At 63.1% G+C, this 25,777-nt stretch carries 23 protein-coding genes; 12 read left to right on the top strand and 11 right to left on the bottom strand.

Annotated features, from left to right (window positions below; genetic code table 11):
* Positions 1-49 precede the first annotated feature (49 nt).
* Positions 50-853 carry a helix-turn-helix domain-containing protein gene (locus tag KBA48_RS00250; RefSeq protein WP_292902566.1) on the bottom strand — a complete coding sequence of 268 codons (804 nt, stop codon included), beginning with the start codon at positions 851-853 and terminating at the stop codon, positions 50-52.
* Between the two features lie 150 nt (positions 854-1,003).
* Between KBA48_RS00250 and KBA48_RS00245 the strand changes: the two genes are divergently transcribed.
* Positions 1,004-1,567, top strand: a complete 564-nt coding sequence (locus KBA48_RS00245) for a hypothetical protein (RefSeq protein ID WP_292902564.1) — start codon at positions 1,004-1,006, stop codon at positions 1,565-1,567.
* Positions 1,564-3,051, top strand: coding sequence for a PepSY domain-containing protein (locus KBA48_RS00240; RefSeq protein WP_292902562.1), 1,488 nt, complete (start codon positions 1,564-1,566; stop codon positions 3,049-3,051). The genes KBA48_RS00245 and KBA48_RS00240 overlap by 4 nt, the downstream gene beginning before the upstream one ends.
* 309 nt (positions 3,052-3,360) lie before the next feature.
* On the opposite strand, the gene KBA48_RS00235 is transcribed toward KBA48_RS00240, so the two are convergent.
* A complete protein-coding gene (locus KBA48_RS00235) occupies positions 3,361-4,188 on the bottom strand; it encodes an enoyl-CoA hydratase-related protein (RefSeq protein ID WP_292902560.1) in 828 nt (275 codons plus the stop codon).
* Between the two features lie 50 nt (positions 4,189-4,238).
* On the opposite strand from KBA48_RS00235, the gene KBA48_RS00230 reads away from it, so the two are divergent.
* A complete protein-coding gene (locus KBA48_RS00230) occupies positions 4,239-4,397 on the top strand; it encodes a hypothetical protein (RefSeq protein ID WP_292902558.1) in 159 nt (52 codons plus the stop codon).
* 22 nt (positions 4,398-4,419) lie between these two features.
* Here KBA48_RS00230 and KBA48_RS00225 read toward each other — a convergent pair whose 3' ends face one another.
* The 3 genes from KBA48_RS00225 to KBA48_RS00215 all read right to left on the bottom strand — a co-directional run bounded on the left by KBA48_RS00225 (position 4,420) and on the right by KBA48_RS00215 (position 7,700).
* Positions 4,420-5,904, bottom strand: a complete 1,485-nt coding sequence (locus KBA48_RS00225; protein WP_292902556.1) for an AMP-binding protein — start codon at positions 5,902-5,904, stop codon at positions 4,420-4,422.
* A 69-nt stretch (positions 5,905-5,973) separates the two neighbouring features.
* The gene (locus tag KBA48_RS00220) at positions 5,974-6,795 is read right to left on the bottom strand and encodes an SDR family NAD(P)-dependent oxidoreductase (protein ID WP_292902554.1); all 822 of its coding nucleotides are present in this window, start codon (positions 6,793-6,795) and stop codon (positions 5,974-5,976) included.
* A gap of 74 nt (positions 6,796-6,869) precedes the next feature.
* A complete protein-coding gene (locus KBA48_RS00215; protein WP_292902552.1) occupies positions 6,870-7,700 on the bottom strand; it encodes an SDR family oxidoreductase in 831 nt (276 codons plus the stop codon).
* A 373-nt stretch (positions 7,701-8,073) separates the two neighbouring features.
* Here KBA48_RS00215 and KBA48_RS00210 point away from each other — a divergent pair, with 373 nt between their 5' ends.
* Positions 8,074-8,838, top strand: a complete 765-nt coding sequence (locus KBA48_RS00210) for an SDR family NAD(P)-dependent oxidoreductase (RefSeq protein ID WP_292902550.1) — start codon at positions 8,074-8,076, stop codon at positions 8,836-8,838.
* A 32-nt stretch (positions 8,839-8,870) separates the two neighbouring features.
* Positions 8,871-9,647: an enoyl-CoA hydratase-related protein gene (locus tag KBA48_RS00205; protein WP_292902548.1), complete on the top strand. Its 777-nt coding sequence runs from the start codon at positions 8,871-8,873 to the stop codon at positions 9,645-9,647.
* 85 nt (positions 9,648-9,732) lie between these two features.
* Here KBA48_RS00205 and KBA48_RS00200 read toward each other — a convergent pair whose 3' ends face one another.
* The 6 genes from KBA48_RS00200 to KBA48_RS00175 all read right to left on the bottom strand — a co-directional run bounded on the left by KBA48_RS00200 (position 9,733) and on the right by KBA48_RS00175 (position 18,307).
* The gene (locus tag KBA48_RS00200; RefSeq protein ID WP_292902546.1) at positions 9,733-11,904 is read right to left on the bottom strand and encodes a TonB-dependent receptor; all 2,172 of its coding nucleotides are present in this window, start codon (positions 11,902-11,904) and stop codon (positions 9,733-9,735) included.
* A 231-nt stretch (positions 11,905-12,135) separates the two neighbouring features.
* Positions 12,136-12,954, bottom strand: coding sequence for an SDR family oxidoreductase (locus KBA48_RS00195; RefSeq protein WP_292902545.1), 819 nt, complete (start codon positions 12,952-12,954; stop codon positions 12,136-12,138).
* A 19-nt stretch (positions 12,955-12,973) separates the two neighbouring features.
* A complete protein-coding gene (locus tag KBA48_RS00190) occupies positions 12,974-13,864 on the bottom strand; it encodes an enoyl-CoA hydratase (RefSeq protein ID WP_292902543.1) in 891 nt (296 codons plus the stop codon).
* Between the two features lie 160 nt (positions 13,865-14,024).
* Entirely contained in the window at positions 14,025-15,659 is a 1,635-nt protein-coding gene (locus KBA48_RS00185) for an MFS transporter (RefSeq protein WP_292902541.1), read from the bottom strand.
* 142 nt (positions 15,660-15,801) lie between these two features.
* Positions 15,802-16,713 (bottom strand): LysR family transcriptional regulator, encoded by a 912-nt coding sequence (locus KBA48_RS00180; RefSeq protein ID WP_292902539.1) that lies wholly within the window; start codon positions 16,711-16,713, stop codon positions 15,802-15,804.
* A 91-nt stretch (positions 16,714-16,804) separates the two neighbouring features.
* Complete coding sequence (locus KBA48_RS00175; RefSeq protein ID WP_292902537.1) at positions 16,805-18,307, bottom strand: AMP-binding protein; 1,503 nt, start codon at positions 18,305-18,307, stop codon at positions 16,805-16,807.
* A 307-nt stretch (positions 18,308-18,614) separates the two neighbouring features.
* Between KBA48_RS00175 and KBA48_RS00170 the strand changes: the two genes are divergently transcribed.
* The 7 genes from KBA48_RS00170 (at position 18,615) to KBA48_RS00140 (ending at position 25,777) form a co-directional block, all read left to right on the top strand.
* Positions 18,615-19,418: an enoyl-CoA hydratase/isomerase family protein gene (locus tag KBA48_RS00170; protein ID WP_292902535.1), complete on the top strand. Its 804-nt coding sequence runs from the start codon at positions 18,615-18,617 to the stop codon at positions 19,416-19,418.
* Positions 19,419-19,496: 78 nt separating this feature from the next.
* On the top strand, positions 19,497-19,928 hold the full coding sequence (locus KBA48_RS00165; protein ID WP_292902534.1) for an OB-fold domain-containing protein: 432 nt from the start codon (positions 19,497-19,499) through the stop codon (positions 19,926-19,928).
* The gene (locus tag KBA48_RS00160) at positions 19,925-21,091 is read left to right on the top strand and encodes a thiolase family protein (RefSeq protein WP_292902532.1); all 1,167 of its coding nucleotides are present in this window, start codon (positions 19,925-19,927) and stop codon (positions 21,089-21,091) included. The genes KBA48_RS00165 and KBA48_RS00160 overlap by 4 nt, the downstream gene beginning before the upstream one ends.
* A gap of 146 nt (positions 21,092-21,237) precedes the next feature.
* Positions 21,238-22,137, top strand: coding sequence for an alpha/beta hydrolase (locus KBA48_RS00155; RefSeq protein ID WP_292902530.1), 900 nt, complete (start codon positions 21,238-21,240; stop codon positions 22,135-22,137).
* The gene (locus tag KBA48_RS00150) at positions 22,118-23,722 is read left to right on the top strand and encodes a GMC family oxidoreductase (protein ID WP_292902528.1); all 1,605 of its coding nucleotides are present in this window, start codon (positions 22,118-22,120) and stop codon (positions 23,720-23,722) included. Before KBA48_RS00155 ends, KBA48_RS00150 begins: the two co-directional genes overlap by 20 nt.
* A gap of 16 nt (positions 23,723-23,738) precedes the next feature.
* On the top strand, positions 23,739-25,223 hold the full coding sequence (locus tag KBA48_RS00145; protein WP_292902526.1) for an aldehyde dehydrogenase family protein: 1,485 nt from the start codon (positions 23,739-23,741) through the stop codon (positions 25,221-25,223).
* Positions 25,224-25,288: 65 nt separating this feature from the next.
* Positions 25,289-25,777 (top strand): MaoC/PaaZ C-terminal domain-containing protein, encoded by a 489-nt coding sequence (locus KBA48_RS00140; RefSeq protein ID WP_292902524.1) that lies wholly within the window; start codon positions 25,289-25,291, stop codon positions 25,775-25,777.

The following is a 25,777-nucleotide window of genomic DNA, read 5'->3' as shown; positions in this document are numbered from 1 at the left end:
TCATTGAGCCGCCATTTAATAGCACTGCTGCGCCAAAGCCTTGGGTGCGTCAGAGACGTCGGCGATAGGCGGCTGGCGTGATCCCGAACGCCTTACGAAACAAGCCGATGAAGGCGCTGGTGGTCGAATAGCCAAGGTCCATTGCGACGGTCGTGACCGGCTCGCCCGCCGCCAGCATTTCAAGCGCACGCAGCAGACGGACCCGCTGTCGCCACGCGGTGAAGGTGAAACCTGTTTCCTGCACGAAGCGTCGGCTCAACGTCCGTGGGCTTACGGCCGCCCAGGCCGCCCAGGCGTCGAGATCGCGCCCGTCCGAAGGGTCGGTGATGAAGGCGCGCGCTATGCGCATCAGTCGGGCTTCAGCCGGCAGGGGAAGGCCCAGTGCCTCGGCTGGCGCAGACCGCACCTCGTCCAGGATGACCGCGGCGATATGCTGCTGTGCGGGGCCGAGCGTTTCGCCACTCCATGTCGCGGCACGAAGGACGGTTTCGCGGAGCAGCGCCGATGTTCGGAAGGTGCAGGGTCGAGACGGCAGGGAGAGACAGGCGCTTTCCGCCACAAAGACGCTCCAGCCCTGGAAGACACCGTGAGAGGCAACGGTGTGAAGATGGCCCGGCGGCACCCAGACGGTATGGCTGGCGGGGACGACCCAATGCTCGTTCTCGACATCGACCGCCAATAATCCGCGCATCGAAGCCATCAGTTGCCCGCGAGCATGGCGATGCACCGGCACCGAAAAGCGCTCCGCCTCGACCGTCCCGGCGGCCGCAATGATGATCGGGCCATCGACCCGATCGGCAGCGTCCGGCTGAAGCGTGATCTCCTGAAGCTGGCGGGGTTTTGCTATCTCCATCGGGATAGATTATCCAGGCCGTGCCGTTATCGCCACCGCTACCGATCGGTGTGGCATCGATCTGCTATTTATTGGCACCGATGAGGACGCAGCCCCCAGCGACGACAGCTAGACTGGCTGCGATCTATTCTCAACTGAGGTGCATCCTTGTTGGATTCCATCTATCCGGCTCTCGTGAGTGGTTTGCTCACGATGGGGCTCGGCTTGGCGCTCCTGCGATCGGGCTGGAAGAACAGTGAACGGCGCGGGCGCGCTCGCGTGGCATCGGGCTGGTCCGCTCTGCTGGTCTCACTCTATCTGCTCTCGTCGGCGTTGGGCACGCTGATCGGACTGACGATCGCGACGCTGGCCTTCGGTCTGTATGGCTATGGCCTGGTCGCGCTCAACGCCGAGCGGCGTCCGCTTCGCAACACATACAGACGCATCGCCACACAGGACGCCAGCCCACAAGCGTTCGGGAATGGCTGGGGTCGCGGCTCTGCCGCCTTTTTCCTCGCCATGATTGCGACGATTGCGATGGGAGCGGCGGCCGCCGGCCTTCCCATCGGTCTGCCTGTCAACCGGGTGACAATCGGCGCCCTTGTCCTGCCCATACTATGGGCGGGGCTGATCATCTGGGTGCTGAGCGAAGCGCGCCTGCGCCGGCCGGTTTTGGGCCTGTGCGCGATCATCGGCGCCTCCGGCCTCCTGATCTCGGTCGAGATGCTCGCATGAACGCACCTCTCTCGGCAAAGCAAGGCCGCAAGCGGCTGTTGTCCACCGCAATCATCGGCACCGTTCTGTCAGGCCATTCGGTATTGGGGCTTGCGATCTCGGCGCTGATCTACCTGATCTGCCTGTCGGGCACGATCGTTGTGTTCGCGCAGGAGTTGGAGCGTTGGGAACAGCCTGCCGGGCCCGTCCTGACCGCCGTCACGCCAGATGCCATTGATCGCGGGCTATCCGAAATTCACGCCAAGGCCGGGAGCACCGCCCGAGCGATTTCCGTCCTGCTTCCCAGCGGCGCCACCCCCCGCATTGTCCTCGTGGGCGGTTCGGTCGAGGGCGGGGGCAATAAATGGGTGGCGAACGCGAATGGGCGACTGATCGCGCCCGTTTCCCATCCGATCACCGACTTTCTCGTGGCACTGCATGCCAATCTGCATCTCCCGCGCCTCGCCGGCCTTGCCGTGGTCGGCCTGATCGGCGTCGCTCTCCTGGCCTTGCTCATGTCGGGCGTGCTCGCGCATCCTCACATCTTCAGGGAAGCGTTCACCTTGCGCCGCGGCGGTTCACTGCGCGTGCAGGAAGCCGACCTGCATAACCGGTTGGGCACATGGGGCATGCCCTTCTTCATCCTCGTGACGCTGACCGGCGCCGTGCTTGGGGCATTCCTCCTCATGTTCGGCGGCATGGCGGCAACCGCCTATAAGGGTGACTACCGCCAGGCGCTCACCGAGATCGTCGGACCTCTGGAAAGCCGGGAGGACATGACGCCGGCCGCCATACCATCGGTGGCACCAATCATGGCGTTCATGCGCGCGCAGGAGCCGGCGGCACAGATCCTGTCGATCGAAATCCAGCACCCCGGCACGCGGGGACAGACCATCTCCGTGATCTTTGAGGAAGCAGGCAGGCTGACACACGACCAGCGCTATGTCTTCGATGCGGGCAGCCAGGTGATCTTCTCACCGAGGACAGAACCGAGGTCGATCGGATCGCGCGCGTTGCTGTCGCTGCCGTCGCTCCACTTTGGATGGTTTGGCGGCCTCGCCACCAAAATCGCCTATGGTCTGCTTGGGTTGGCGCTGTGTATCGTCTCGTCGAGCGGTATGACGATCTGGTTCGCGCGGCGGCGCGACCAGGGGCGGCCCGTTCCCGCGTGGGAACGGTTCTGGGTGGCAACGGCCTGGGGCCAGCCTGCCATCTTCGCGTTTATCGCCGTCTTATCCTTGGCCGGCGCCGGTGACCACGTTCTCTTTGCATGGATGCTCATGACGGCGCTGGCTTACGCAACAGCGTGCATCGCTCTGCCTGGCACTGTCTTCGATGCTGCCTTCCGCTGGTCCGCGGCGGCACTGATGGCAGCACTTGCGATCCTGCATGCGATAGGCTGGGGCGGAGACGCTCAGGACCCGATGGCGTGGGCCGTCGATGCGGCAATTCTCGTCGGTGCCGCTTTGATTGCGGCGTCGGCTAGGTCGGCGAAGCGATCCTGATGCCAACCAGTACAGTCGTTACCAGCACGGATGCGCGCTCCTGCGGGGAGATTGCTCGGCGTTATGGGGCGCACGAGAGCCTATTGTACCGACGGCGCCGGGGACGATCAGGAATTCCGTGCTTGGCGGGGCCATAGTGATGCGAAAGGAGCGTCAAGATGGCACGACGCAAGGAACCGATTATCCCCGACGTTGTTCTGGACCAAAGGCAGCATTTGACCAGAACGGCCTTCTTGACCAGTTGAAGAAGGTGCTTGCGGAACGCGTGCTGAAGAACCGCAAGCCGGTCGCCGCCGCCCTGAAGAAGGTCTATGACGCCCAGGACGACAAGGCCGCCGAAGCGGCCAGCCGAAAATCCGGCTTCCGCCGCTCTGCAAAGGCCGCCAACCCTATTGCACTTTCTGACGTCGCAGCTTGTTCGGCGATCTGTTCACATTCCGCATCAAGCTGCACTTCCATACCGGTATTGGCCCCCGTCAGCAGCAGTCGCTTGGACCTGCCGAGCGCCCCCGTTGCGCCATCGGCAAGTTCGTCTGCCAATGCCGACACTTCACGCGCAAGTCCGCCACTGGCGACAACCCGCGTGATCAGCCCCATGGCCGCGGCATCCTGCGCGCAGACCCGGCGATTTGTCAGGGTCAGTTCCTGGGTGCGGCGAAGTCCGATAAGCCTTGGCAGCAACCATGTCGCCCCGCCGTCGGGCGTCAACCCGATCCGCGAATAGGCCATGGTGAAATGGGCCTCGGGTTCGGCCAGGGCAATATCGCCAACGGCCGCCAGTCCGATCCCCGCCCCTGCCGCCGGTCCCTGGATGGCGGTGATCACGGGCTTGTCCATCATCGCAAGACCGGCGATCGCCGGATGCAGGTACGACAGGATTTCCCGAAGCAGTGCGGGCAGCGTATCGCCGGCCGCATGCAGGGCCTTCACATCCCCGCCGGCACAGAACATCCGGCCATTGGCACGGACAACCACGCAGCGGACCGCAGCATCCCGCTCCACCGATTTCACCGCCGCCAACAGGCTCCGCGCCAACGGCACGTTGAAGGCATTGCCGGCATCCGGGCGGTTGAGCGTGATTGAGGCTACCGCACCCTTGCGCTCCAGTTGGACTGGATTGGCGTCATCATCCCACATTTCACACTCCAACCGGCAGATCTTTGAACGGAATATCGCGATCAACACGAATGTCCGGCGGCAGACGCCCCGCCGACCTGCTCGAACGCGAACAGCACAGCGGCCCTGTCAAGAATATCGGAAAGCTGCGCCGCCCCTGCCCGTTCCGCGCCACGCCATCCCCCCGCCAGATCAACGATGAAAAGGCCCGGTTCGGACCGCGCGAATGAAGAAACCGGCGCGCCTCCCGCTTCAGGCTCGCGAAATCTCGAATGCGTGTCCCGCGTCCAGCCAAGCTTCACGCTCGGCCTTCAATGCTGTCCGCCTGACCTTGCCCGCATCATCGCGCAAGGGCGTCGCGCTCAACTCAAAGGTTGCCGGCCATTTATATTTCGCCAGCCTCTCTTCGACATGGGCATCAATGGCTGCAAAGTCGAACTGTTTGCCCTCACGCAATTGGATGATGGCATGGACACGCTGGCCCAGATCATCGTCGGGCAGGCCGATCACTGCGGAGGATGAGATGAGGGGATGTTCGTCCAGCACCGCTTCGATTTCAGCCGGATAGACATTGGCCCCGCCCCGGATGATCAGGTCCGACCGGCGATCCGCCAGGAACAGGTAACCATCCGCATCGACATGGCCAAGGTCGCCGATCCAGAACCCGCCCGACGCGTCCCGGCTCTGTTCCGCGCCGATATAGCGGAACCGGGCCGCACCTGCGGCCGTGAAATGAACCTCTCCGACCTCACCGACATCCGCCTCACTGCCATCTTCGCGCAGGATGCGTACCGTTCCCGGTGCGACCTTGCCCACCGACCCCGGTTTGCGCAGCCAGTCCCGGCCTGTGATGGCGGTGCCGCTGCCTTCGGTGCCGCCATAGGCCTCGAAAATCCGATCCGGGCCCAGCCAGTCGATCCAGGCGCGCTTGACCCAGGGCGGGCATGGCGCCGACATATGCCAGACGCTTTTCAGCGATGACATGTCATAGGATAGGCGGGCGCTGTCCGGCAACGCGCAGACGCGTTGCATCATCGTCGGCACCATGGCCACGAAATTGGCCTTGTGGTCCTGCACCAGACGCAGGAATTCCTCGGGATTGAAACGGCTCATGCCGACAACATGCGCCCCCGCCAGCAAGGCCAGCGCGGTAAACAGGAACGGCATGTTGTGATAGAGCGGACCGGGATTGAGCACCACCGTACCCTCGCCCAGGCCGAGCGGCGCGTATGGCGGAGCGTCCATGTTGACGAAGGCCGGCATCGTATCGACAACGATCTTCGGACGCCCGCTGGAACCGCCGCTGGCGATGGCCTTCCAGCTCTTGGCTCCCAGGTCGGGCATGGGGGCATCGCTGAACGCCTCCAGCGGGGCACCGGCCGGTACCCTGGGTCCGTCATAGGGAAAGGACACGTCGCCGATCACGGCCGACGGTGATGCCAGCGCAATGATTTCACCCGCCTCGCGGCTGGGCAGTTTGGATGGCAGCAGACACGGCGTCGCGCCGGCTTTCCAGACGCCGGCCACGGCCTCGTGAAACTCGGCACCATTCGGCAGCATGATCACCACCAGATCGTCCTGCCTGACGCCCAGCGACGCCAGCAGCCGGGCCCGACGGTTCGAACGCCGATCCAGTTCCTCCCAGGTCAGCGACCCGTCGGGGTAGGTGACGGCGGGCGCCGCCCCTTTTCGCTTCGCATGGTCCTGGATGATCGACGACATGGACTTGAAAGACATGTTTTCCGTTTCCATTCCGATGGTCGGACACACAGCCGGATTGCCGGACGAGGCCCGGCCACCGCTGCTCTAGCCGGGCAGCGCGTCCAGCAGCGCCTGGGTCCGGGCCTTGATGGGCTCTTCCATGAAGCGGTCAGTGTGGATGTACAGTCTGTTCTGTTCCACCGCCGTCAGGACCATCCGTCCGACCTCGTCCGCACTGGTCCCCTGCTGCAGCACCTTACTCAGCATTTCCCGCCGCTCCGCACGCCGTTTTTCCTGTGCCTCCGACAGGGGTTCCGCTCCCTTCGGCACGCCTTCCTGCGAGCGATGGATAACATTGGTCGCCACGGGGCCTGGGCACAGGACGCTGACACCGATCCCGGCGGACGCCAGTTCCAGGTTCAGCGATTCAGACATGCCAACCACGGCAAATTTGGCCGTGCAGTAAAGGACGCCCGACCCGGTCGCCACCAGACCGGCGCCGGAAGACGTATTCACGACGTGTCCGCCCTGCCCCCGTTTCAGCATCCTGGGCACAAAGGTTTGAATGCCATTGATGACACCGTGGAGATTGATGCCGATGGCGAAATCCCACAGGTCGTAGGTCAGTTTCCCCGGCGTTTCCGCAACAATGACACCGGCGTTGTTGAACAGCAGCGACACAGGACCAAGTGCTGCTTCGGCCGCATCCGCAGTGGCGGCATAGGCATCGCGGTCACGCACGTCCAGCCGATAGGTCCCGACCTGGGTGATCTCCTGCAACTCGGCCTTGGCGCGGGCAAGACCGTCGCCATCCAGATCTGCCAGCGCCAACCTGGCGCCAGCGCGTGCAAAAGTCCGGGCGATGCCAAGGCCGATGCCATTGGCACCGCCGGTGATGAAGGCGACACGTCCCTGTATATCAGTCATCCGATCTCTCCTGACGTCATATCCCAACTTGGCCGGAAAGTGCCTCCCGGCCGGGACCATGGTTGCGTAACCGGTCAGGCGGCCGGGGCAGGCATGGCATCCAGCAGGGCCTTGGTGCGGGCCTTGATGGGGGCTTCCATGACGCGGTCGGTATGGATGTAGAGGCTGTTCTCACGCACGGCCTTGAGCACCATCTCGCCGACATCATCAATGCCGACACCCTGGTTCAGGGCCACGGTCATCTTGGCGACCCGCTCCGCGCTCGCCCGCTTCTGCTCTTCGGTCAGGACCAGGCCGGCCTTGGGCGATGTACTGGCCGAGCGCTGGATGATACCCGTCGCGACGGGACCGGGGCACAGCACGGTGACGCCGATACCGGCGCCCCCCAGTTCGGCATTGAGCGCCTCGGACATGCCCACCACGCCGAACTTGGCCGTGCTGTACAGCACACCGGACGTGGTCGCTGCCAGTCCGGCGCCGGACGCGGTATTAACGATGTGGCCCCCCAGACCCCGCGCGACCATTCCCGGCAGAAATGTCTGGATGCCATTGATGACGCCATGGAGATTGATCCCGATCCCCCAATCCCAGAGATCGTAGGTCAGCTTCGCCGCCGGGGCACCGCCGGCAACACCGGCATTGTTGAACAGCAGCGATACCGGCCCCAGCGATTGCTCAACCGCCGCCGCAACGGCGGCGTAGGCAGCGCGGTCACGCACATCAAGCCGGTAGGTCTCCACCGGCGTGATCTGCTCCAGTTCCGCCTTGGCGCGGGCCAGGGCATCGGTATCCAGGTCGACCAGGGCCAGTTTGGCCCCGGCCCGCGCAAGGCTGCGCGCAATTCCCAACCCGATCCCGTTGCCGCCACCGGTGATAAAGGCGGTCCGCCCATGCACATCGGTCATTCAGTGTCTCCCTAACCTTCATATCTTCTCGCCGCCTGAACAGAACGATCACAGGTGCGGGGCTGTACCCTCGCACCCATGTCCCTGTGGGCAATCGGCCTGGATGAATTCGCTCCAACGCTAGGGTACGGCTGGGTGTTCACCAAATGCAAAGCGGAGCCGGGCAATGCCCCGGGGGAATAGGTGCTGCCGTTTAGTCGGACCTCAACACACCCCGCACCCTATAATCTTCACATTGGCCCGGGGCGGGATGCCGACGGCTTCACCTGTGCCCTGCATCCGGATCGCATAACCGCGGGGGCGAAACGTCGTTTCCCCGCGCATCGGCTGCATGACGCCACCGGCCTTCAAATTAACCGACAGAGAGATTGCAATGGATATCAATGGAGTTGGCGCCATCGTCACTGGCGGCGCCTCGGGACTGGGCGGCGCCACGGCGGCGCTTCTGGCCAAGGCCGGCGCGAAAGTCACCATCTTCGACCTCAATGCCGAACTTGGCGCGGCCCATGCCCGGCAGATCGGTGGTCATTTCATCCCGGTCGATGTGACGGACGAGAAAGCCGTGGAGGCGGCGATCCAGGAGGCGGAGGGCCTGAATGGCAAGGCGCGGATCCTCGTGAACTGTGCCGGTGTCGGCCCCCCGGCAAAGGTGATCGGACGGGACGGCAAAGCGCTGCCGCTTGCCACATTTTCCAAGATCATCAGCATCAACCTGATCGGCAGTTTCAACGTCTTGTCGAAATTCGCCGCCCGCATCCAGGATGCCGACACGATCGGCCCGGAGGAACGTGGGGTTATCGTGAATACGGCCAGCGTTGCCGCCTTCGACGGCCAGATCGGCCAGGCCGCCTATGCCGCCTCCAAGGGTGGTGTTGTCGGCATGACCCTGCCCATCGCACGGGAACTGGCGCGGTACGGCATCCGCGTGGTCACACTCGCACCGGGCCTGTTCCTGACCCCGCTGCTGGCTTCGTTGCCGCAAGACGCGCAGGACTCCCTGGGCAAACAGGCACCATTCCCAAGCCGCCTGGGTCAGCCGGATGAGTTTGCCCGCATGGTGGCAGCGATCATCGACAATCCCATGCTGAATGGCGAGACCATCCGCCTGGATGGCTGCATCCGCATGGCGCCGAAATAACGCAGCCCCTTGTCCAAGCAGGGAACCAGCCCATGAGCTATCAATATATCAATGTGAGCCGCGAGGGGCGGCTCACCATTGTCACCCTCAACCGGCCCGAGGCGCATAATGCGCTGAACCTTGCCGCCCACCTGGAACTGGAGGCGGCTTTCGATGCCTTCGCGGCCGATGATGATCAATGGGTTGCGATCATCACCGGGTCCGGGACCAAGGCGTTCTGCGCCGGCCATGATCTGAAGCAGCAGGCGGCCGGAGGCGGGCTGCAATTACCGCCAACGGGATTTGCGGGCCTTACCTCCCGCTTCGATCTCACAAAGCCCGTCATCGCCGCCGTGAATGGCGTTGCCATGGGTGGTGGGTTTGAAATCGCGCTGGTGTGCGACGTGATCGTGGCGGCGGCCCATGCCGTCTTCGCGCTTCCCGAACCCCGTGTCGGCCTTGCCCCGCTGGCCGGCGGCATCCAGCGACTGCCACACACGATCGGTTTCCACCGCGCCATGGGGCTGATGCTGACGGGTCGCCGGGTCAGCGCTGCGGAGGGCGCGGCGCTTGGCTTCGTGAACGAGGTGGCGGAAGCTGATGTTCTGGACACCGCCCGCCGCTGGGCCGGCGACATGCTGGCCTGCGGCCCCCTGTCCCTTCGCGCCATCAAGGAAGCCACCCTGCGCGGTCGTGGCACAACAGTGGTGGAGGGCATTGCCGGACAGTGGGAATACCCGGCTATGAAGACAATGCTGAATTCGCAGGACTATGTCGAAGGCCCCGCCGCCTTCGCCGAGAAGCGGACACCAGAATGGAAAGGACGCTGATCCCTTAAACGGGTTCGGGCAGCGATGACGAAACCGTCATCGCTGCCCGAACGGAAATCAGGACCTGAGGACCGGCCCCGCCGGATCAGAAGGAATATCCGAACGACACGCCAAAGACCCGCGGCTGGACGTAGCGCACTCCTTCCAGCGAAAGTGCGTTCTGGCTCATGCTGATCTTGTATTTGCTGTCGGTGAGGTTGCGGCCATAGACCGAGAAGGTCATGTTATCATTCACCGTCAAGGTCACTGACCCGTCGAGCGCCACATAGCCGGGCTGGCTGAGGCTGTTATCGAAGGTGAAATAGACGCGGCTGCTGTAATAGGGCGACAGCGCCACGGTCAGTTCCTTGTTTGCATCCAAGGACGCATAATAGGTCAGTGTCGAACTGGCCGTGAATTCCGGTGCCCGCACCATGGTGGCACCGCTGACATCCAGACTGACATTGGCGTAGAGCAACCCGCCCGCCGTCGCCGGAAGCCTGGGATTATCCACATAGCCCGGTGCGGATTTGAAATCAACATAGCGCGCATGGGTATAGGCGACGGCGGTACGCAGATCGAAGGCCTCGCTGAGATGCGCCGTCATATCGGCTTCCACGCCGTATATGCGGGACTTCGGCACATTGAACAACTGGTTGAACACCGCGCCGTTCTGGCCGGAGATTGTCGCATTCACCTGCGTGTCTTTGTAATCATAATAGAAAGCCGCAGCATTGAACGAGATGTCGCGTGTCGCCGACTTCAGGCCAATCTCGAACGCATCCACCTTCTCCGGCGAGACGCTGGGTCCGTTTGCCGACGTCGCATCGAACACGCCGCTTTTGAAGCCCTTGCTGTAGGTTGTGTAGATTTTGGACCCCTCGGTAAGCGCATAACTGACGCCCACGCGCGGCGTCCATTGCCGGTCGGTCTGTTTTTGTATGCGGGTATAAGGGGACGGCGCCAGGACACCCATGGCACTGGAATTTCCGCGATCCTCATCACTGTAGCGGATGCCACCGATGATCGAGAAATCGCCGATCCTGTAGGTTCCGTCCGCATAACCGGCAATGGAATTCAAACGACCAGCGGAATTGGACAGCGGCGTGCCAGTGGACGTCAGGATCGGCACTTTGCTCCGGCTTCGGAAGTAGTAGACACCGGCGACATAGGTGAAGGGCTCGTTCTCAGCCGAGGCAAAATTCACTTCCTGGGAGAAGGTCTTGGTCGCGACCTTCAGCGCGACATCCTGGTTCAGATAGCTCAGGTCAATCTCATTGCGCGCCGCAAGATCGTTACGAAGGAATGCCGTGAAGGACGACAGCGTGCCGCCCCAGACATCAAGTCTGGCCCGGGCGCTGTACTCGTCGGTTTCGGTCTTGATGTACTGCTCGGTATTGTTGGACGAATGGTAACGGTCCTGGGCGATTGGCCCGCCCATGGCCGCGACAAGCCGGGCCGGTCGGATGTTCTTGGTATCGCTGCCCGACGGATCGTCGAAATCGGCATGGGCCACCGTGAAGACGACCGACAGGTCATCCGTCGGTTCCACCAGCAGCTTACCGCGCGCCGTGAAACTGTCGCCCTGGTTGGTGATCTTGTCCGTCTTCAGGTCACGGACATAGCCATTGGAATAACGATAGGCTACGGAGCCGTTGACGGCGACCTTGTCATCCAGCGGAACATTGAGATAGGCGCTGGTGCGTACCTGATCGAAACGTTCGTAGGAGGCGTTGAAACGGCCCTCCACCGTCGAGCCGGGGTCGAGTGTGCGCAGCAGGACAGCGCCGCCGGTGGCGTTGCGTCCGAACAGCGTCCCCTGCGGTCCCTTCAGCACCTCCACACCGGCGATGCTGGCCAGATCAAAGATATTGCCCGACGGGGTCGGATAGTAGATCTCGTCTACATAGACGGATACGTTCTGCTCGCCGCCCGAGGCGGCCAGCGTCGAGCCGATGCCGCGGATCGTCGGCGACAGGCCATAGATATTACGCTGCAGATAAACGCCCGGTGCCGCCTTGGTCAGGTTTTCCAGCGAGGCAGGACCGATGCGCTCAAGATCCTCCGCCGTGGCCGTGGTGATCGAGATCGGAACGTCCACCAGCCGCTGCGATCGGCGCTGGGCCGTGACGACGATATAGTCCAGGCTGATTTCCTGCAAACTGTCGCCGGCGGCCGGCGGCATCGCCGGTGTTGTGGTGGCATTCTGCGCGTAGGCGCTGGCAGCACCTGTAATCGCCAACAGCGACGTGAACGTTTTGACTATTCTCGCCTTCATTGTAACCGTCCTCCCCGGACTTTCGTTGTTGTTGCCTTCATGTCTGCGCGGTGAGACCAGTCAAATCCCCATCCCGGCAGGTCATACCTGAAAATCATGGCTTCACGGGAGCGCACACATCTCCCCGACGCAGCGCCGGACGCTGGCCTGCGCTGATCGTGGTTCGTAGTCACAGTCAATCTGACGGGGGGCGATGCTGTCGCCCCTGCTGCTTACAGCCGCGGCTGCAACTCAAGCCGCCGGCGGCATGGCGTCGAGCAGTGCCTTGCTCCGCTCCATGATCATCTCCATGGCGAGGCGATCAGTGTGGACATAGAGCTGGTTCTTCCGGATCGCGTCCCGCACCATGTCACCGACGACATCGGGTGAGGTCCCCTTCGCCAGATATTTCGATGTTTCCTCGATCCGTGCCTGCTGCGCGGCCGACAGCGGCCTCCTGGCCGTCACCGGTTGTGCAGCCTGTGTCCGCGTCACGATGTCGGTCGCAACCGGACCGGGACAGAGGACGGTCACACCGATGCCTTGCGGCGGGAGCTCCAGGGCCAGCGCCTCGCTCATCCCCACGACGGCGAATTTGGCGGTGCAGTACAGGACGCCTCCCGTGCGGGCCACCAGCCCCGCGCCGGATGCCGTATTGACGATGTGCCCGCCGGCACCGCGCGCCGCCATACCGGGCAGGAAGGTCTGGATGCCGTTGATCACCCCGTCCAGGTTGATCCCCATGCCCCAGTCCCACAGGTCATAGCTCAACTTGTGCGCGGGCGCCCCGCCGGCAACACCGGCATTATTCACCAGGATCGATACGGGCCCCACTTGTGCTTCGGCATCGGCCGCCACGCTTGCGTAGGCCGTGCGGTCGCGGACATCCAGGACCGCCGTGAAGACCTGTGTAACCTCGTCCAACTCGGCCTTCGCCCGGGCCAGTCCATCGGCATCCAGGTCGACCAGCGCCAGTCTGGCCCCGGCACGGGCCAGGGACCGGGCGATGCCCAGGCCGATGCCATTGGCGCCACCCGTGATGAAGGCTGTACGATCAGCAATCTCGGTCATGTGAGTTCCAATCCCAAGGCTAGCCGGCTGAAGCCTGGCGCGCGGCGATCAGTTTTTCGATATTGGCGCGCATGGCCGGCGGCATGCTGTCGAGATCAATGGGGAAACCATTGGCCAGCATGGCCTGCATGTGCCCGATCTGATGCAGGTGGAAGCCGAAATCCACCGACGCCTTGCGCCCCATCTGATCCTGCGCGAAATTCATCGCCTGCTTGACCAGTTGCATGGTGAAGGGATTGCGGGCGGCGATCGTCTCCGCCAGTTGCAGGGCTCGCGCCGTCAACTGGTCACGGGGCACGACATGGTTGACCATGCCGCGCTGCTTTGCCTCCTGCGCCGTCATCCAATCGCCTGTCATCAGCCATTCCTTGGCCTGACGGACGCTCATCTCGAACGGATGCTGCCAGAATTCCACGCCGGCGATGCCCATCTCCGCCGCGGTCGCGTCGCGGAAGCGGGCATCGTCTGAACAGACAATCAGGTCGCACATCCAGGTGAGGATGATGCCGCCGGAGATAACGGAACCCTGAATCTCAGCGATAACCGGCTTCGGCGCGTTTCGCCAGCGCTCGGTGATCTCCAGATAGATCTCCCGTTCGCGGGCATAGTAGCCCTGCCACCCCTTGCCGCTATAATCACCCCAAAGCCCCACGATCTGTTCCGGCGGCGGCATCCGTGCCTCGTCGCCGCTGATATCGTGACCGGAGTTCCAATGGTCGCCGGTTGCGGCCAGGATGATTACATTGATCTTGTCGTCATGGCAGGCGCGCTTCAGCGCGTCGTCCAGTTCATAGGTCATCGTGATGCCCTGGGCGTTGCGCCGGCTGGGCCGGTTCATCACGATGCGGGCCACCTTCGGCGCGGGTTCTTCGTAAATCAGTTGCTGATAGTCGCGACCTCCTGAGGCCATATTCTATTCTCCCTGCTTGTCGGCGCCGACGCGCCTTTCAAGGCTGTCGTGGCGGGTTGTTTCGGAAGCTTTCCCTTTTCATGCGCCAGCGTCCAATTCCAACGCACCGCCAGGCATGAGATGAAGTAATACCTCGCGGCTGGAACCGGCAGGCGATGCGTCAGCGGGTGCGCCGGCGCACTGTCAGGTCCGCCATGATCCGGGCATGGGCCTTCTTGTCGATCCGGTAGAGCAGCACCAGCGCTATACCGATCACCGACAGCACGCCCGCACCCGGTCCATGGGCAATGGCCAGCCAATCCGTCATCTGCGTCGGCAGCGACATCGTGGGATCCTGTTCGACCAGATTGACCGGGAAATCAATCAGTTGCAGGACCGTGCCCGCAATCAGGACGCCGGCCCCCGTGGCCGTCTTGGTGGCAAATGACCAGCCCGCGAAATAGAGGCCCTGGCGGGGCGTTCCGAACAGGTGTTCGTGCTCGTCCGCCGCGTCGGGAATGATCGACACGAAGGCGATGATGGTCAGTGCCATCATCGCGCCGCCAGAGAATGCCAGGACCCCCAGGAAGCCCATCAGCCCCCCACCCGTCAATTGTACCAGACCGAGAAGCTTCAGGGTGGCCGGCAATCCGTGGCATATAACCATGCCGATCATGCTGATCAGCAGCATTGTGCGCTTTTCCACCCGTTTTCCGAACGGCCCGGCAAGGGGGGCGCCAAGCACCAGGCCGAGGACGGCGGCCATCCCCAATCCCTGGATCTGTCCAGGACTCAGTTGCCAGAAAAAGGTTACGACATGCAGGCCCAGAGCCTGATGCACACCCGCTTCGATATTGAACAGCAGGCCCGCCACGAACAGGATGCGGAAAGTCCGGTTGCGGGCAATCTCACGCATTTCGCCCCATAGCCGGCGATGGATCGGCCCGGCCGGCGTTTGGGACCCGTGCGGCTGCTCCCGCACTGCCAGCCCCTGCCGTATGGCGATCAGTGCACCGGTCAGCAGCAGCGCGCTCAATGTCAAGGTGAAGGGCATATAGGCGTCACGTTGTGACACCCCCGCCGGACCCGCCAGAAACACGCCATAACCCAGGAAGATCACGGCCACCGTTCCCAGGATACCGATACCCCAGCGCCATGCCGCCACCGAGGAACGCTCGCCATAGTCATCAGTGAGTTGAGCACCCAACGCCTGATAAGGAACGGTGAATATCGACAGCGAGATGCGCAATGACACGGAGAGCAGGGTCAACCAGAGGAACAAGGTCGTCTGTCCAAGCCCGACGGGAAGCGAGAAGATCAGGTTGAAGGTCAGGATGATCGGGATCAGCGACAGGGCCATGAAGGGCACACGCTGACCGAAGCGTGAACGCCAGCCATCCGAGAGGGAACCGATCAACGGATTTGCGACCGCATCGACCACAATGCCGGCGCCGATCGCCAGCCCGGCCAAGGCGCCCGGCAGGCCGCAAACCGCTGTGGCATAGAACAGCACGAAGATGTTGAGCATGCTTTCGACAATCATCTCGACAAGCTGCCCCGCCCCATACCCGGTCTTGCGACCCAGCGGCAGACGAGCCGGTCGCAGGGAAGTTTTGTTTTCACCTGCGCCCATCCCGGCACCAACAGTCGCGGACGGCAACGTTTCCCCCATATCCTGCATCTGCATTCTATGAACCTTTTTCTTGTCAGATGTTTTCGTGCAGATCCCTGTATCTGCCGACAGAGGGTGGCCGCTCTCCAACCGGCAGCGAAGAGCCGACAGACGGCCGCGCCGGTGCTGCCACCCGTTGATCACGACCTCTGCGAACTTGCGAAACCTGAGGACCAGTGTCCGGCTGATCCGACCAGATCATCAAATTCATTCCCCGACGCAGCCATGCCCGCAGGGAATAAGTCCGCCATAAGCAGGTGAAGGCCCGACACGCAAGGGACGGCCGCTAGACGCCATCCAACGTTTGCGATGATGGCAGCCGCTCGCGGCACGCCTTGATGAAGGCGCGGACCGCGGGCCGGGGGCTCCAGCGAAGGCGCGTGGCGCAGCACAGCGACGATGGCGGCAGCGTAAACGGCACCACCGCGAAGTGCTTCTTGAAAATGCTGGTCTGCGTATAGTGGATCGCCGCGACGCTGATGGCATTGGTGTTGCGTATCAGCCGAGCCACGATCGGGAAGTAATCGACGGTATGCAGCCGTTCCTGAACGTCGACGCCGCAATCCTCATATATCTGCCGCCAGATGAAATTGTAGGGCGAGGCGCCGGAGGGCGATATGAGGTCATACTTGGCGATCTCCGCCTTCGTCACATCGGGGCAGTCCAGGATGGGATGCCCCCGCCTGGCAAAGAATGTCGTCTGCATCGGTGCCATCTGTTCGCACCGGAAGTCGGGCTGTTCCTTGAACGCAGCCTCATATCCCAGTGCGACATCGATCGTGCCCACACGCAGTTGCTGCACGATCCGGTCGTAATTTCCGCCGACAATGTTCAGCCTGATGCTCGGATGCCGGGAAACCAGCGTCGACAAGGGTTCAACCAGCAGCCATTCCAGCGATGGGGGACACACCCCGATCCGAAGCAGGCCCGCATAATGATCCGACCCCACGGCGGCACCGCGTAGCAGATCATCCGTCTCCTCGATAACGCGCGATGCCCGTTCAACGAAACTACGCCCTTCCTCCGTCAGGATGACGCCACGGGCCGTTCGATTGAAGATCGCGTAGCCCAGTTGCTGTTCAAGATCGGCCACGCTTTTGGTAATGGCCGACTGGGTGACCCCCACCCGTTCCGCTGCTGCGGTGAACGATCCATATCGCGCAGTGGAAACGACATATTGCAGGCGTCGGTCAGTCATACACTGTTCCTATCTCCGGATGACATCTGACTGCCCAGCGACAAGGGGTTTTCCATTCAGAGGGCACTTCAAGTGGGTGGCAATTTCAAGATTATGATACCGCCGCCAGCCTGTCGTCCCGCAATTTCGACCGGCGGGCCTTGCCAGCGTCATCCCGCAGGTTCTCGTCCGTGAACTCGAAAGTGCGCGGAATCTTGTATCGGACCAGTTTGTCCGACAGGAAGGCACGCAACGCGTCCTCGTCGGTCCGGGTGCGCGCCTCCTCCCGCATCTGCACGATGGCATGGGCGCGCTGGCCCAGGTCCGCGTCGGGCAGACCGATCACGATGGAAGACTGGATATCCGGGTGCTGATCCAGTGCGGCTTCCACCTCTGCCGGGAAGATGTTGGCCCCGCCCGACACGATCATGTCGGTACGCCGGTCGGCGATATAGAGGTAGCCATCCGCATCGACATAGCCGAGATCGCCATAGGTTTCCCAGTCACCTTTGGCCTTGGCCTGAGCCCCAATATACTCGTAGGTCGAGTTTCGTCCCCGCGCCGGCAGGAAGTAGATTTCGCCAATCTCACCGGGGGCGCATTCATCGCCCTGTTCATTCAGGATACGCATCTGCGATCCCGGTCCGGGCCTGCCTACCGATCCCTTATGCGCCAGCCATTCGCGCCCGGTGATGGCTGTGCCGCCGATCAGTTCGGTACCGCCATAGACTTCGATGATCCTGTCCGGACCCAGCCAGTCGATCCAGGCCTGTTTCAGCCATTGCGGGCAGACTGACGCCATATGGAACACCGTGCGAAGGCTCGACATGTCAAAGGCCAGGCGCTGTTCTTCCGGCAGGCGCCAGATACGGCTCATCATGGTCGGGACAAAATTGACCCAGTTGACACGGTAACGCTCGATCAGTTGCAACGCCGCCAGCGGATCGAACTTGCCCATTTCCACGACATGCCCGCCGGAGAACAGGCAGTGGAAGACCCCGACAAAAGGGGCGTTATGGTAAAGCGGGCCCGGATTGAGCATCGTGTCGCCAAGACGCTGGCCGCCGGGCGGCTTGCCCGGATCATGAATGCCCGCTTGCCTGTCCACGATCAACTTGGGCCGGCCGGTCGACCCGCCGCTGGTATGAACCTTCCAACGCGGGGCAATCTTCACCGGCAGCGGGTCGGCAGTCAGATCGTCCGCCGGATGCGAACCGACGGGCAGAAAATTCCATCCCTCAGCCCTGGCGCTTTCTTCGGCGATGATCAGACGGGGCTGCCCCAGTTCCGCGATGGCCCGCAGCTCCGCCGCCGGCAGTTTGGAGGATACGATGCCGACGGTCGCGCCCAGTTTCCATACCGCGAAGGCGGTCTCATAGAATTCGGGACTGTTCGGGATGGCCAGGGTCACCAGATCCCCTTCGCCGACACCCAGCACCGCCAATTGGCGCGCCTTGCGGTTCGACCTTTTGTCCAGTTCGGCATAGGTGATCGTCACGTCCTGGTAGGTCACGGCCGGACGCAGCGGGTCCTTGCCAGCATGATAGGCAAGCAGTTCCCCAATCGGCATCGGTGCGGTCTCGCCCTGTGCCATCTTCACTTGATCGTTCTGCAACGCGACGCTCCTCTCCTGGGGATGCACCCGGCCCATGGCCTGCATCACGGTTCTGCCCGTCTTTTCAATGACACTAGCAGAGGGGGGCACATTGTGTGGCCGGACAAATCGGCTTCACCCATAACCCACAGGAATAGCTTAGGCACACACCGGACTTTGCCTCTTGGCGAGCCGGCCCCGGACAATGGCGGACCGGGCATGATATGCCTGCGAGGCATCCCTCCCGTCGGTTAAGAATTTCTGCTGCGGCACCCGGCCCTCTACTACTGGCAGCAGAAGCCCGATGGCAATGAGAGCAAGGGATCAGATGAGCGACTATACGACGATCAGTGTCGTGCACGATGGTGCCGTCGACTGGTTGACCCTGGATCGGCCGGAGCGTCTCAACGCATTGAATGGGACCATGGTGCGGGAGCTGTGGGACTATTTCCAGACGCTGCAGTCCGATTATGCACGCCGGATCGTCGTCATGCGGGGTGCCGGACGGGCATTCTGCGCCGGACTCGACCTCGTCTGGTACAGCAGTTCCAGGGAGGGGATGCCGAAAGGCGCCACCGCAGATGGGCCGGCGCCGTCACTTGCCGATATCGTCCTGAAGATGCGGTCCTGTCCGCAGATCATCATATCGCTGGTCCATGGTGCGGCCTGCGGCGGCGGATTCAACTTCGCCCTGGCCTCCGATATCCGCATCGCCGGCCGCAGCGCCAAGATGAATGTGGCCTTCATCAAACTTGGTCTGTCCGGCTGCGAGTTGGGAACCAGCTATTTCCTGCCGCGCATGGTCGGTACGTCCGTGGCGGCGGAGCTCATGATGACAGGCCGCTTCATCCATGCAGACCGCGCGCTGGCCGTCGGGCTGGTGTCGGATGTCGTGGAAGATGATCAACTGGAAGAGGCTGCGCGTGGCGTGATTGGCGAACTGCTGGCCACCTCCCCCGTTGGCCTGCGCAAGACCAAGGAAGTGATGACACGCGCTGCCGAGATCGAGGACCTTACAGCGGTCATCCGTCTGGAGGAACATACACAGCGCACCTGTATGGAATCCGGGTCTTTCGCACCAATGATCGGCACGTCCGGTAGCGCCAAGACTACCGTTGCGGATGGAAAGTGATGCCCGCCGTAAACCAGATGCGACCAACAGCCCCCGGGCAAGGCGCAGATGTTGAAAATTGGAAGGGAGTAAGCGTCCATGGCGAATGATTTCAGCGGGTTCCTGCCCGCCATCCCCATGATCAGGATCGGTGACGATGGCAAGGCGTTCATTATGGGCAGCCATTGCCGGAATTGCGGCGAGACGGTGCCTGGAGAGCGCATGGCCTGCGCCTCCTGCGGCAAGCGCGAGACGATCGAGCCCGTGCGGCTGGGCACCAAGGGCACCCTCTATAATTACACGATTGTCCACCGCTCCTATCCCGGCGTGAAGGTCCCATTCGTGTCGGCCATTGTCGACCTGGAAGGGGGCGGTTCGCTGCGCGGCACCTTGGCGGAGGTGGAGCCAGACCCGGCACAACTGCCCTGGAACATGCCCGTCAATGTCGTCTTCCGCGACAGCGGCCAGACCAACCCAGAGGGCAAGCCGTTCGTGAGCTATTTGTTTGTACCCGCCCAGGGAGAGGCATGATGAGCGAAGATGTCTATATCATCGGGATCGACATGATCCCGTTCGGGCGCTATCCGCAGCGCACCGTGGCGCAATTGGGTGCCGAAGCCGCACTGCTCGCCCTTCAGGATTGCGGGCTTACCATCCAGGACATGCAGGCGCTTTACTGCGGCAACCAGATGCGGGCCTTCGGCATGGTCGGTCAGCAGATCCTGCACGAGATCGGCGAGACCGGCATTCCGGTGGTCAATACCGCCAATGCCTGTGCCAGCGGCGGCACGGCCTTCCGCGAGGGCTATATAGCGGTCAAGGGCGGCATCTACGATCTGGTCCTGGCCATGGGCACGGAACAGTTGGGCAAGGGCCTGCTGGGGGCCGCCAGCGGTGGCCGCACCGATGGCTTCGTCGAGGAGGGCACCATCGGATCAATGACGACGCCGGCCATGTTCTCCCAGGTCGGGATGGAGCATCAGCGCAAGTATGGCACGAAGTTCGAGCAGTTTGCCAAGATAGCGGTGAAGAACCATCACCATTCCACCTTCAATCCCAAGGCCATGAGCCGACGGGAAACGCCGCTGGAAGAGGTGATGGCGGCGGAAATGATCTCCTACCCCAACACGAAGCTGATGTGCTCCATCAATGTCGACGGCGCGGCGGCGGCCATCATTGCGTCGGAACGGAAGGTCCGGCAACTGGGGCTGATGGGCCGGGCGATCCGGGTGCGCGCGTCGGAGATGACCAGCAATCCCTATACTCCGCGCCAGGATGCCATCGTTGATTTCAATCTGGTGACCCGCAACTGCGCCAATGCCGCCTATGAGCGCGCGGGCGTGGGGCCGCAGGATCTGCATCTGGTGGAGTTGCATGACTGTTTCGCCACGGCCGAAATGGTCCATTATGAAAATCTCGGCCTGTGCGGCGAAGGTGAGGCCGGCCGCCTGATCGACACGGGCTTCACCGCCATTGGCGGCAAGATCCCCGTCAACCTGTCGGGTGGCCTTCTGTCCAAGGGGCACCCGCTGGGCGCCACCGGCATCGCCAATATCTATGAGATATCGCTGCATCTGCGGGGCGAGGCCGGCGCCCGCCAGGTCGAAAATGCCAGGATCGGCCTGACCCATGTGGTCGGCGGCATGACCGGGATGGGATCGTCCTGCGTCGTGCATATCCTGGAAAAGGCCTGATATCGCGACCTCATCGCCGGATCCGGCCCGTTGCGACGCGAAGCCGGACCACAGGGGGCGATGCCTGACGGTGCGGTCGGTCAACGACCCGCCGTCAGGCCTGCCGCAGGGGCATTCACTGCCCGGCCGACAGTAAGGATATGAGCGTGACAGCCAGTTCCCGACAGCATTTCACCACCCCGGACGGACTGACGCTGGTTGGGGACCGCGTCGGTCCCCCGGATGCACCGACCGTCATTCTTCTGCATGGCGGCGGGCAGACGCGGCATTCCTGGACAAGGACGATGCATCGTCTGGTCGGCCAGGGTTATGGCGTCATCAATTATGATGCCCGCGGACATGGCGACAGCGCCTGGTCGCCGGTGGCGAACTACACGATCCAGGCATTGGCGGCCGATCTGCGTGCAATCCGTGAGACCGTACGGGGTCCCGTCGCCCTTGTCGGTGCGTCGATGGGCGGGATGACCAGCTTCTATGCCATCGGCACCAGCGACCCACCCCTGGCACAAGCCCTGGTCATGGTCGATATCGTCCTCAGCATCGCCCAGGAAGGCGGACAGCGCATCCGCCGATTCATGCAAGGCCATGACAAGGGTTTCGCCGATCTGGAAGAAGCCCGACTGGCCGTTGCCGCCTATAATCCGGATCGGCCGGCACCGAAGGATACATCTGGTCTGCGCAAGAATCTGCGGCAAGGGGAAGATGGCCGGCTGTACTGGCACTGGGACCCGCTGATGCTGAGAATGCCGCCCGGCAGCGAACCGCCTTCACGCATCGACGCGCTGCTGGCGGTCAGTCATCGGGTGACGGTGCCGACGCTGGTGATCCGTGGGGGGCGCAGCGACATCGTCAATGACGAGGGCATTGAAGAGATGCAGCGCCTGGTGCCGCAGACGGAAATCTATGAGGTCCCCGCCGCCGGCCACATGGTGGCGGGGGATCAGAACGACATGTTCAGCGCAGGCGTGCTGTCCTTTCTGCAGCGACATTTCCCGGCAGGCACGACGAACGCGCTGGAGGCCATGAATGGCAACCCTGACCTATGACTATGTCGTTATCGGCGCCGGATCGGCGGGCTGCGTGGTCGCCGCCCGACTGAGCGAGCGGCCGGAAAACAAGGTTCTGCTGCTTGAGTCCGGTGGCGCCGACAAGGATATCATGGTGAAGATGCCGCTGGTCTTCACCATGCTGCAATATCACCCGACGCTGGACTGGGGTCTGTGGAGCGACCCGGAGCCCTTTGCCAATGGCCGCAAGATCAAGGCGCCGCGTGGAAAGGTCCTCGGTGGCTCCTCATCCATCAACGGGATGATGTATTCGCGGGGCCACCCAAGCGACTACGACGAATGGGCGCAAATGGGGGCAGAAGGCTGGTCCCACGACGAGGTGCTGCCCTATTTCAAGAAATCGGAGCGCAATTGGCGTGGTGAAGGGCCGAACCATGGCGGCAGCGGCCCGCTGAATGTCATCCCCTATACCAGTGACGAACCGATCACCAAGGCGATCCGCGACACGGCGCAAGCCCTGAACTATCGCCTGCTGGACGATTTCGAGGCCGGTAATCCGGAAGGCTTCGCCCTGCCCGACAGCACGATCCGTCGCGGCCGGCGGGCCAGCACGTCGCAAGCCTTCCTGACACCCATCCGGAACCGGCTGAACCTGACGGTGGTCACCGGTGCCCATGTCACCCGCATCCTGATCGAAAAGGGCCGCGCCACGGGCGTGGAATATGTCAAGGATGGCAGCAGACAGACGGTCCATGCCGATGGCGAGATCGTGCTGTCGGGCGGCGCCTATGCCTCTCCGCAAATCCTGATGCTGTCGGGGATCGGCCCAGGGGATCACCTGCGCGGCGTCGGCATCCAGGTCGAGCGGGATCTGGCCGGCGTCGGACAGGACCTGCAGGAGCACCCGCTGGTGCCCATGGGTTTCGTGACCAAAAAGCCGTTGGCCTTCGGCCAGGCACTGCGCGCCGACCGGCTGACCCTGTCCGTGCTCCAATGGCTGCTGACGGGGCGGGGATTGCCGGCCACGGTGCCGCTGAGCAACATCGCCTATCACAAATCCCAGCCCGGCCTGTCCCGACCGGACCTGGAAACCGTGTTCATGGCGGCAAACATGATGGCCAAGGTCTGGTTTCCGGGTTTCCGCAAGAAGCAGCCGGACATGCTGACAACGCTCAATGTCGTGCTGCGGCCGGGCAGCCGGGGGTGCGTCAAATTGCGGTCGGACGATCCGCTCGCCCCGCCCCGCATCCAGTTCAACCTGCTGCAGGACCCCGACGATCTGCGCCTGCTTCGCCATTCGCTGCGCTGGACGCGCGACTTTGTCCGGCAGGGCGCTCTGGCGGAGTTTGTGGGCGCGGAGAGTTTTCCCGGCGCTGCCCTGGACCAGGATGCCGCCCTGGATGCCTATATCCGCAAGACAGTCGCTACCGCCCACCACCCCACCAGCACCTGCAAGATGGGCATCGGTGCGGACGCCGTTGTCGACCCGCAATTGCGAGTGCGCGGCATCCGCGGCCTGCGGGTCGCGGACGCTTCAATCATGCCCCGGCTGATCGGCGGTCATACCAATGCGCCTTCGGTGATGATCGGCGAAAAGGTCGCCGACATGATCCTGGGCAATTAGAGACGAGGACCCCAGCATGTCCCTCCCAATCGACGTGACGGAGAAAACCCGGGCCAGCCTGGACCGACCGTTCCAACTGCTGATCGATGGCCGTTGGACGGACCCGGATGGTGGCGAACGGCTTGATGTCGTCAACCCTGCCGATGGCGGCGTCATCGCCAGCATTCCGGCCGGTAGTGCGCGGGATATTGATCGGGCCGTTGCCGCCGCCCGGCGGGCGTTTGAAAGCGGACCCTGGGCCAGCCTGCCCGCCGGTGAGCGCGCCCGCCTGCTCTGGCGCCTGGCCGACCTGATCGAGGCCCGCAAGGAGGAATTCGCCGAACTGGAGACGCTGGACAATGGCAAGCCGGTCACGATGGCGAAATGGGTGGATGTCCCCGCCTCCGTCGCCGCCCTGCGCTACTGGTCCGGCTGGTGCGGGAAAATCACCGGTGAGACGCGGTCCGTCGATATGCCGGGCGAGTTCCTGGCCATGACGCTTCGGGAACCCGTCGGGGTCGTCGGCCTGATCACCCCCTGGAATTTCCCGTTGATGGCGGCGGTATCAAAGCTGGGTCCGGCATTGGCGGCTGGCTGCACCGTCATCCTGAAACCGGCCGAACAGACCTCCATGACCACCCTTCGCCTGGGCGAAGCAATCCTGGAAGCGGGCTTTCCGCCCGGCGTCGTCAATATCGTCAGCGGCCTGGGCAGTGTCGCCGGGGCGGCCCTGGCCGAACATGATGGTGTCGACAAGATCTCCTTCACCGGTTCCACCGCCGTGGGCAAGTCGCTGATCGGCGCCGCACGCGGCAACCTGAAGCGCCTGACGCTGGAACTGGGGGGCAAGTCGCCCACGATCATCCTGCCCGACGCTGACCTGAAGAAGGCGATCATCGGCGCCGCCCAGTCCATCTTCCTGAACAGCGGCCAGATCTGCGTGGCCGGCTCCCGCCTCTACGTCGCGCAGGAGAAATTCGATCAGGTGCTGGAAGGGCTGGTGAAGGTCGCGACCAGCTTCAGGCTGGGTCCCGGCCTGGACCCGACCACGACCCTGGGACCCCTGGTCTCCGCCACGCAGCAACATCGGGTCATGGATTATATCGACAGCGCCCGCGCCGAAGGGGCCAATGTGGTCACCGGCGGCAAGGCGGTCGGCGACCGGGGCTATTTCGTCGAACCGACGATCATCAGCGACGTGACCCCGGACATGCGCGTGGTGCGGGAGGAAATTTTCGGCCCCGTGCTGGTGGCAACGCCGGTTGCCGACCTGGATGAACTGGCGACGCTCGCCAACGACACCGTCTATGGCCTGTCCGCCAGCATCTGGACGCGCGACATCTCCACCGCCTACAAGCTGGCGCGCAAGATCAAGGCCGGCACCATCAATATCAATACCGGCTCCGTGGCCGGCCCGAACCTGCCCTTTGGCGGCTTCAAGCAATCGGGCTGGGGCCGCGAGAACGGCACCGACGGCATCAACAGCTTTACCGAGCTGAAGACGGTCATCACCGGGCTGTAGCCACACCTTACGCCCCCGTCCGTAACCGGCGGGGTGATGCGCGCGCGTACAGAGGAGAGATCCCGATGCAACCGGAACCAACCGCGACGGATGGCGGTGCCACATTGCTGGGCCAGGGCCTGTTCTGGCAGGACATGCGGGTCGGTGCCACTTTCCGCACCTATACACGCACGATCACCGAAACCGACCTTGTCAGTTTCGTGACGCTGACGGGCATGACGGACAGCGCCTTCCTGGACGCGACGCTGGTCGGGCCGATGGGCGGGCGCCCGGTGCCGGGTGTGCTGACCCTGTCGATCATTGAAGGCTTCATCATCCAATCACTGATCCGTGGCACCGGGCTGGCGATGCTGGGCTACACGCTGGAACCGCTGGCCCCGGTACATGTCGGCGATACGGTGCATGCCATCATCGAATTCACCGGCGTGCGCTCCACCTCGACCGGCAATCGCGCCATCGTCGATTCCACCATCACCATCTTCAATCAACGGGCCGAACCGGTCATGCGCTACAGTTCACGCCGGCTGATCGCCGGGCGGACGGAGGCGGAATAA

This window comes from Niveispirillum sp. (genome assembly GCF_017996735.1).
Classification (GTDB): domain Bacteria; phylum Pseudomonadota; class Alphaproteobacteria; order Azospirillales; family Azospirillaceae; genus Niveispirillum.
The sequence above is the reverse complement of the archived record's forward strand: the minus strand, read 5'-3'. Positions and strand labels throughout refer to the sequence as shown.

Bases quoted from the DNA above. Each gene is read 5' to 3' on its own strand.
- KBA48_RS00200 (WP_292902546.1), bottom strand. From the start codon at position 11,904: ATGAAGGCGAGAATAGTCAAAACGTTCACGTCGCTGTTGGCGATTACA.
- KBA48_RS00205 (WP_292902548.1), top strand. From the start codon at position 8,871: ATGAGCTATCAATATATCAATGTGAGCCGCGAGGGGCGGCTCACCATT.
- KBA48_RS00250 (WP_292902566.1), bottom strand. From the start codon at position 853: ATGGAGATAGCAAAACCCCGCCAGCTTCAGGAGATCACGCTTCAGCCG.
- KBA48_RS00215 (WP_292902552.1), bottom strand. From the start codon at position 7,700: ATGACCGATGTGCATGGGCGGACCGCCTTTATCACCGGTGGCGGCAAC.
- KBA48_RS00140 (WP_292902524.1), top strand. From the start codon at position 25,289: ATGCAACCGGAACCAACCGCGACGGATGGCGGTGCCACATTGCTGGGC.
- KBA48_RS00230 (WP_292902558.1), top strand. From the start codon at position 4,239: ATGTCCGGCGGCAGACGCCCCGCCGACCTGCTCGAACGCGAACAGCAC.
- KBA48_RS00170 (WP_292902535.1), top strand. From the start codon at position 18,615: ATGAGCGACTATACGACGATCAGTGTCGTGCACGATGGTGCCGTCGAC.
- KBA48_RS00150 (WP_292902528.1), top strand. From the start codon at position 22,118: ATGGCAACCCTGACCTATGACTATGTCGTTATCGGCGCCGGATCGGCG.
- KBA48_RS00240 (WP_292902562.1), top strand. From the start codon at position 1,564: ATGAACGCACCTCTCTCGGCAAAGCAAGGCCGCAAGCGGCTGTTGTCC.
- KBA48_RS00190 (WP_292902543.1), bottom strand. From the start codon at position 13,864: ATGGCCTCAGGAGGTCGCGACTATCAGCAACTGATTTACGAAGAACCC.
- KBA48_RS00225 (WP_292902556.1), bottom strand. From the start codon at position 5,904: ATGTCTTTCAAGTCCATGTCGTCGATCATCCAGGACCATGCGAAGCGA.
- KBA48_RS00165 (WP_292902534.1), top strand. From the start codon at position 19,497: ATGGCGAATGATTTCAGCGGGTTCCTGCCCGCCATCCCCATGATCAGG.
- KBA48_RS00160 (WP_292902532.1), top strand. From the start codon at position 19,925: ATGATGAGCGAAGATGTCTATATCATCGGGATCGACATGATCCCGTTC.
- KBA48_RS00195 (WP_292902545.1), bottom strand. From the start codon at position 12,954: ATGACCGAGATTGCTGATCGTACAGCCTTCATCACGGGTGGCGCCAAT.
- KBA48_RS00210 (WP_292902550.1), top strand. From the start codon at position 8,074: ATGGATATCAATGGAGTTGGCGCCATCGTCACTGGCGGCGCCTCGGGA.
- KBA48_RS00180 (WP_292902539.1), bottom strand. From the start codon at position 16,713: ATGACTGACCGACGCCTGCAATATGTCGTTTCCACTGCGCGATATGGA.
- KBA48_RS00220 (WP_292902554.1), bottom strand. From the start codon at position 6,795: ATGACTGATATACAGGGACGTGTCGCCTTCATCACCGGCGGTGCCAAT.
- KBA48_RS00145 (WP_292902526.1), top strand. From the start codon at position 23,739: ATGTCCCTCCCAATCGACGTGACGGAGAAAACCCGGGCCAGCCTGGAC.
- KBA48_RS00235 (WP_292902560.1), bottom strand. From the start codon at position 4,188: ATGTGGGATGATGACGCCAATCCAGTCCAACTGGAGCGCAAGGGTGCG.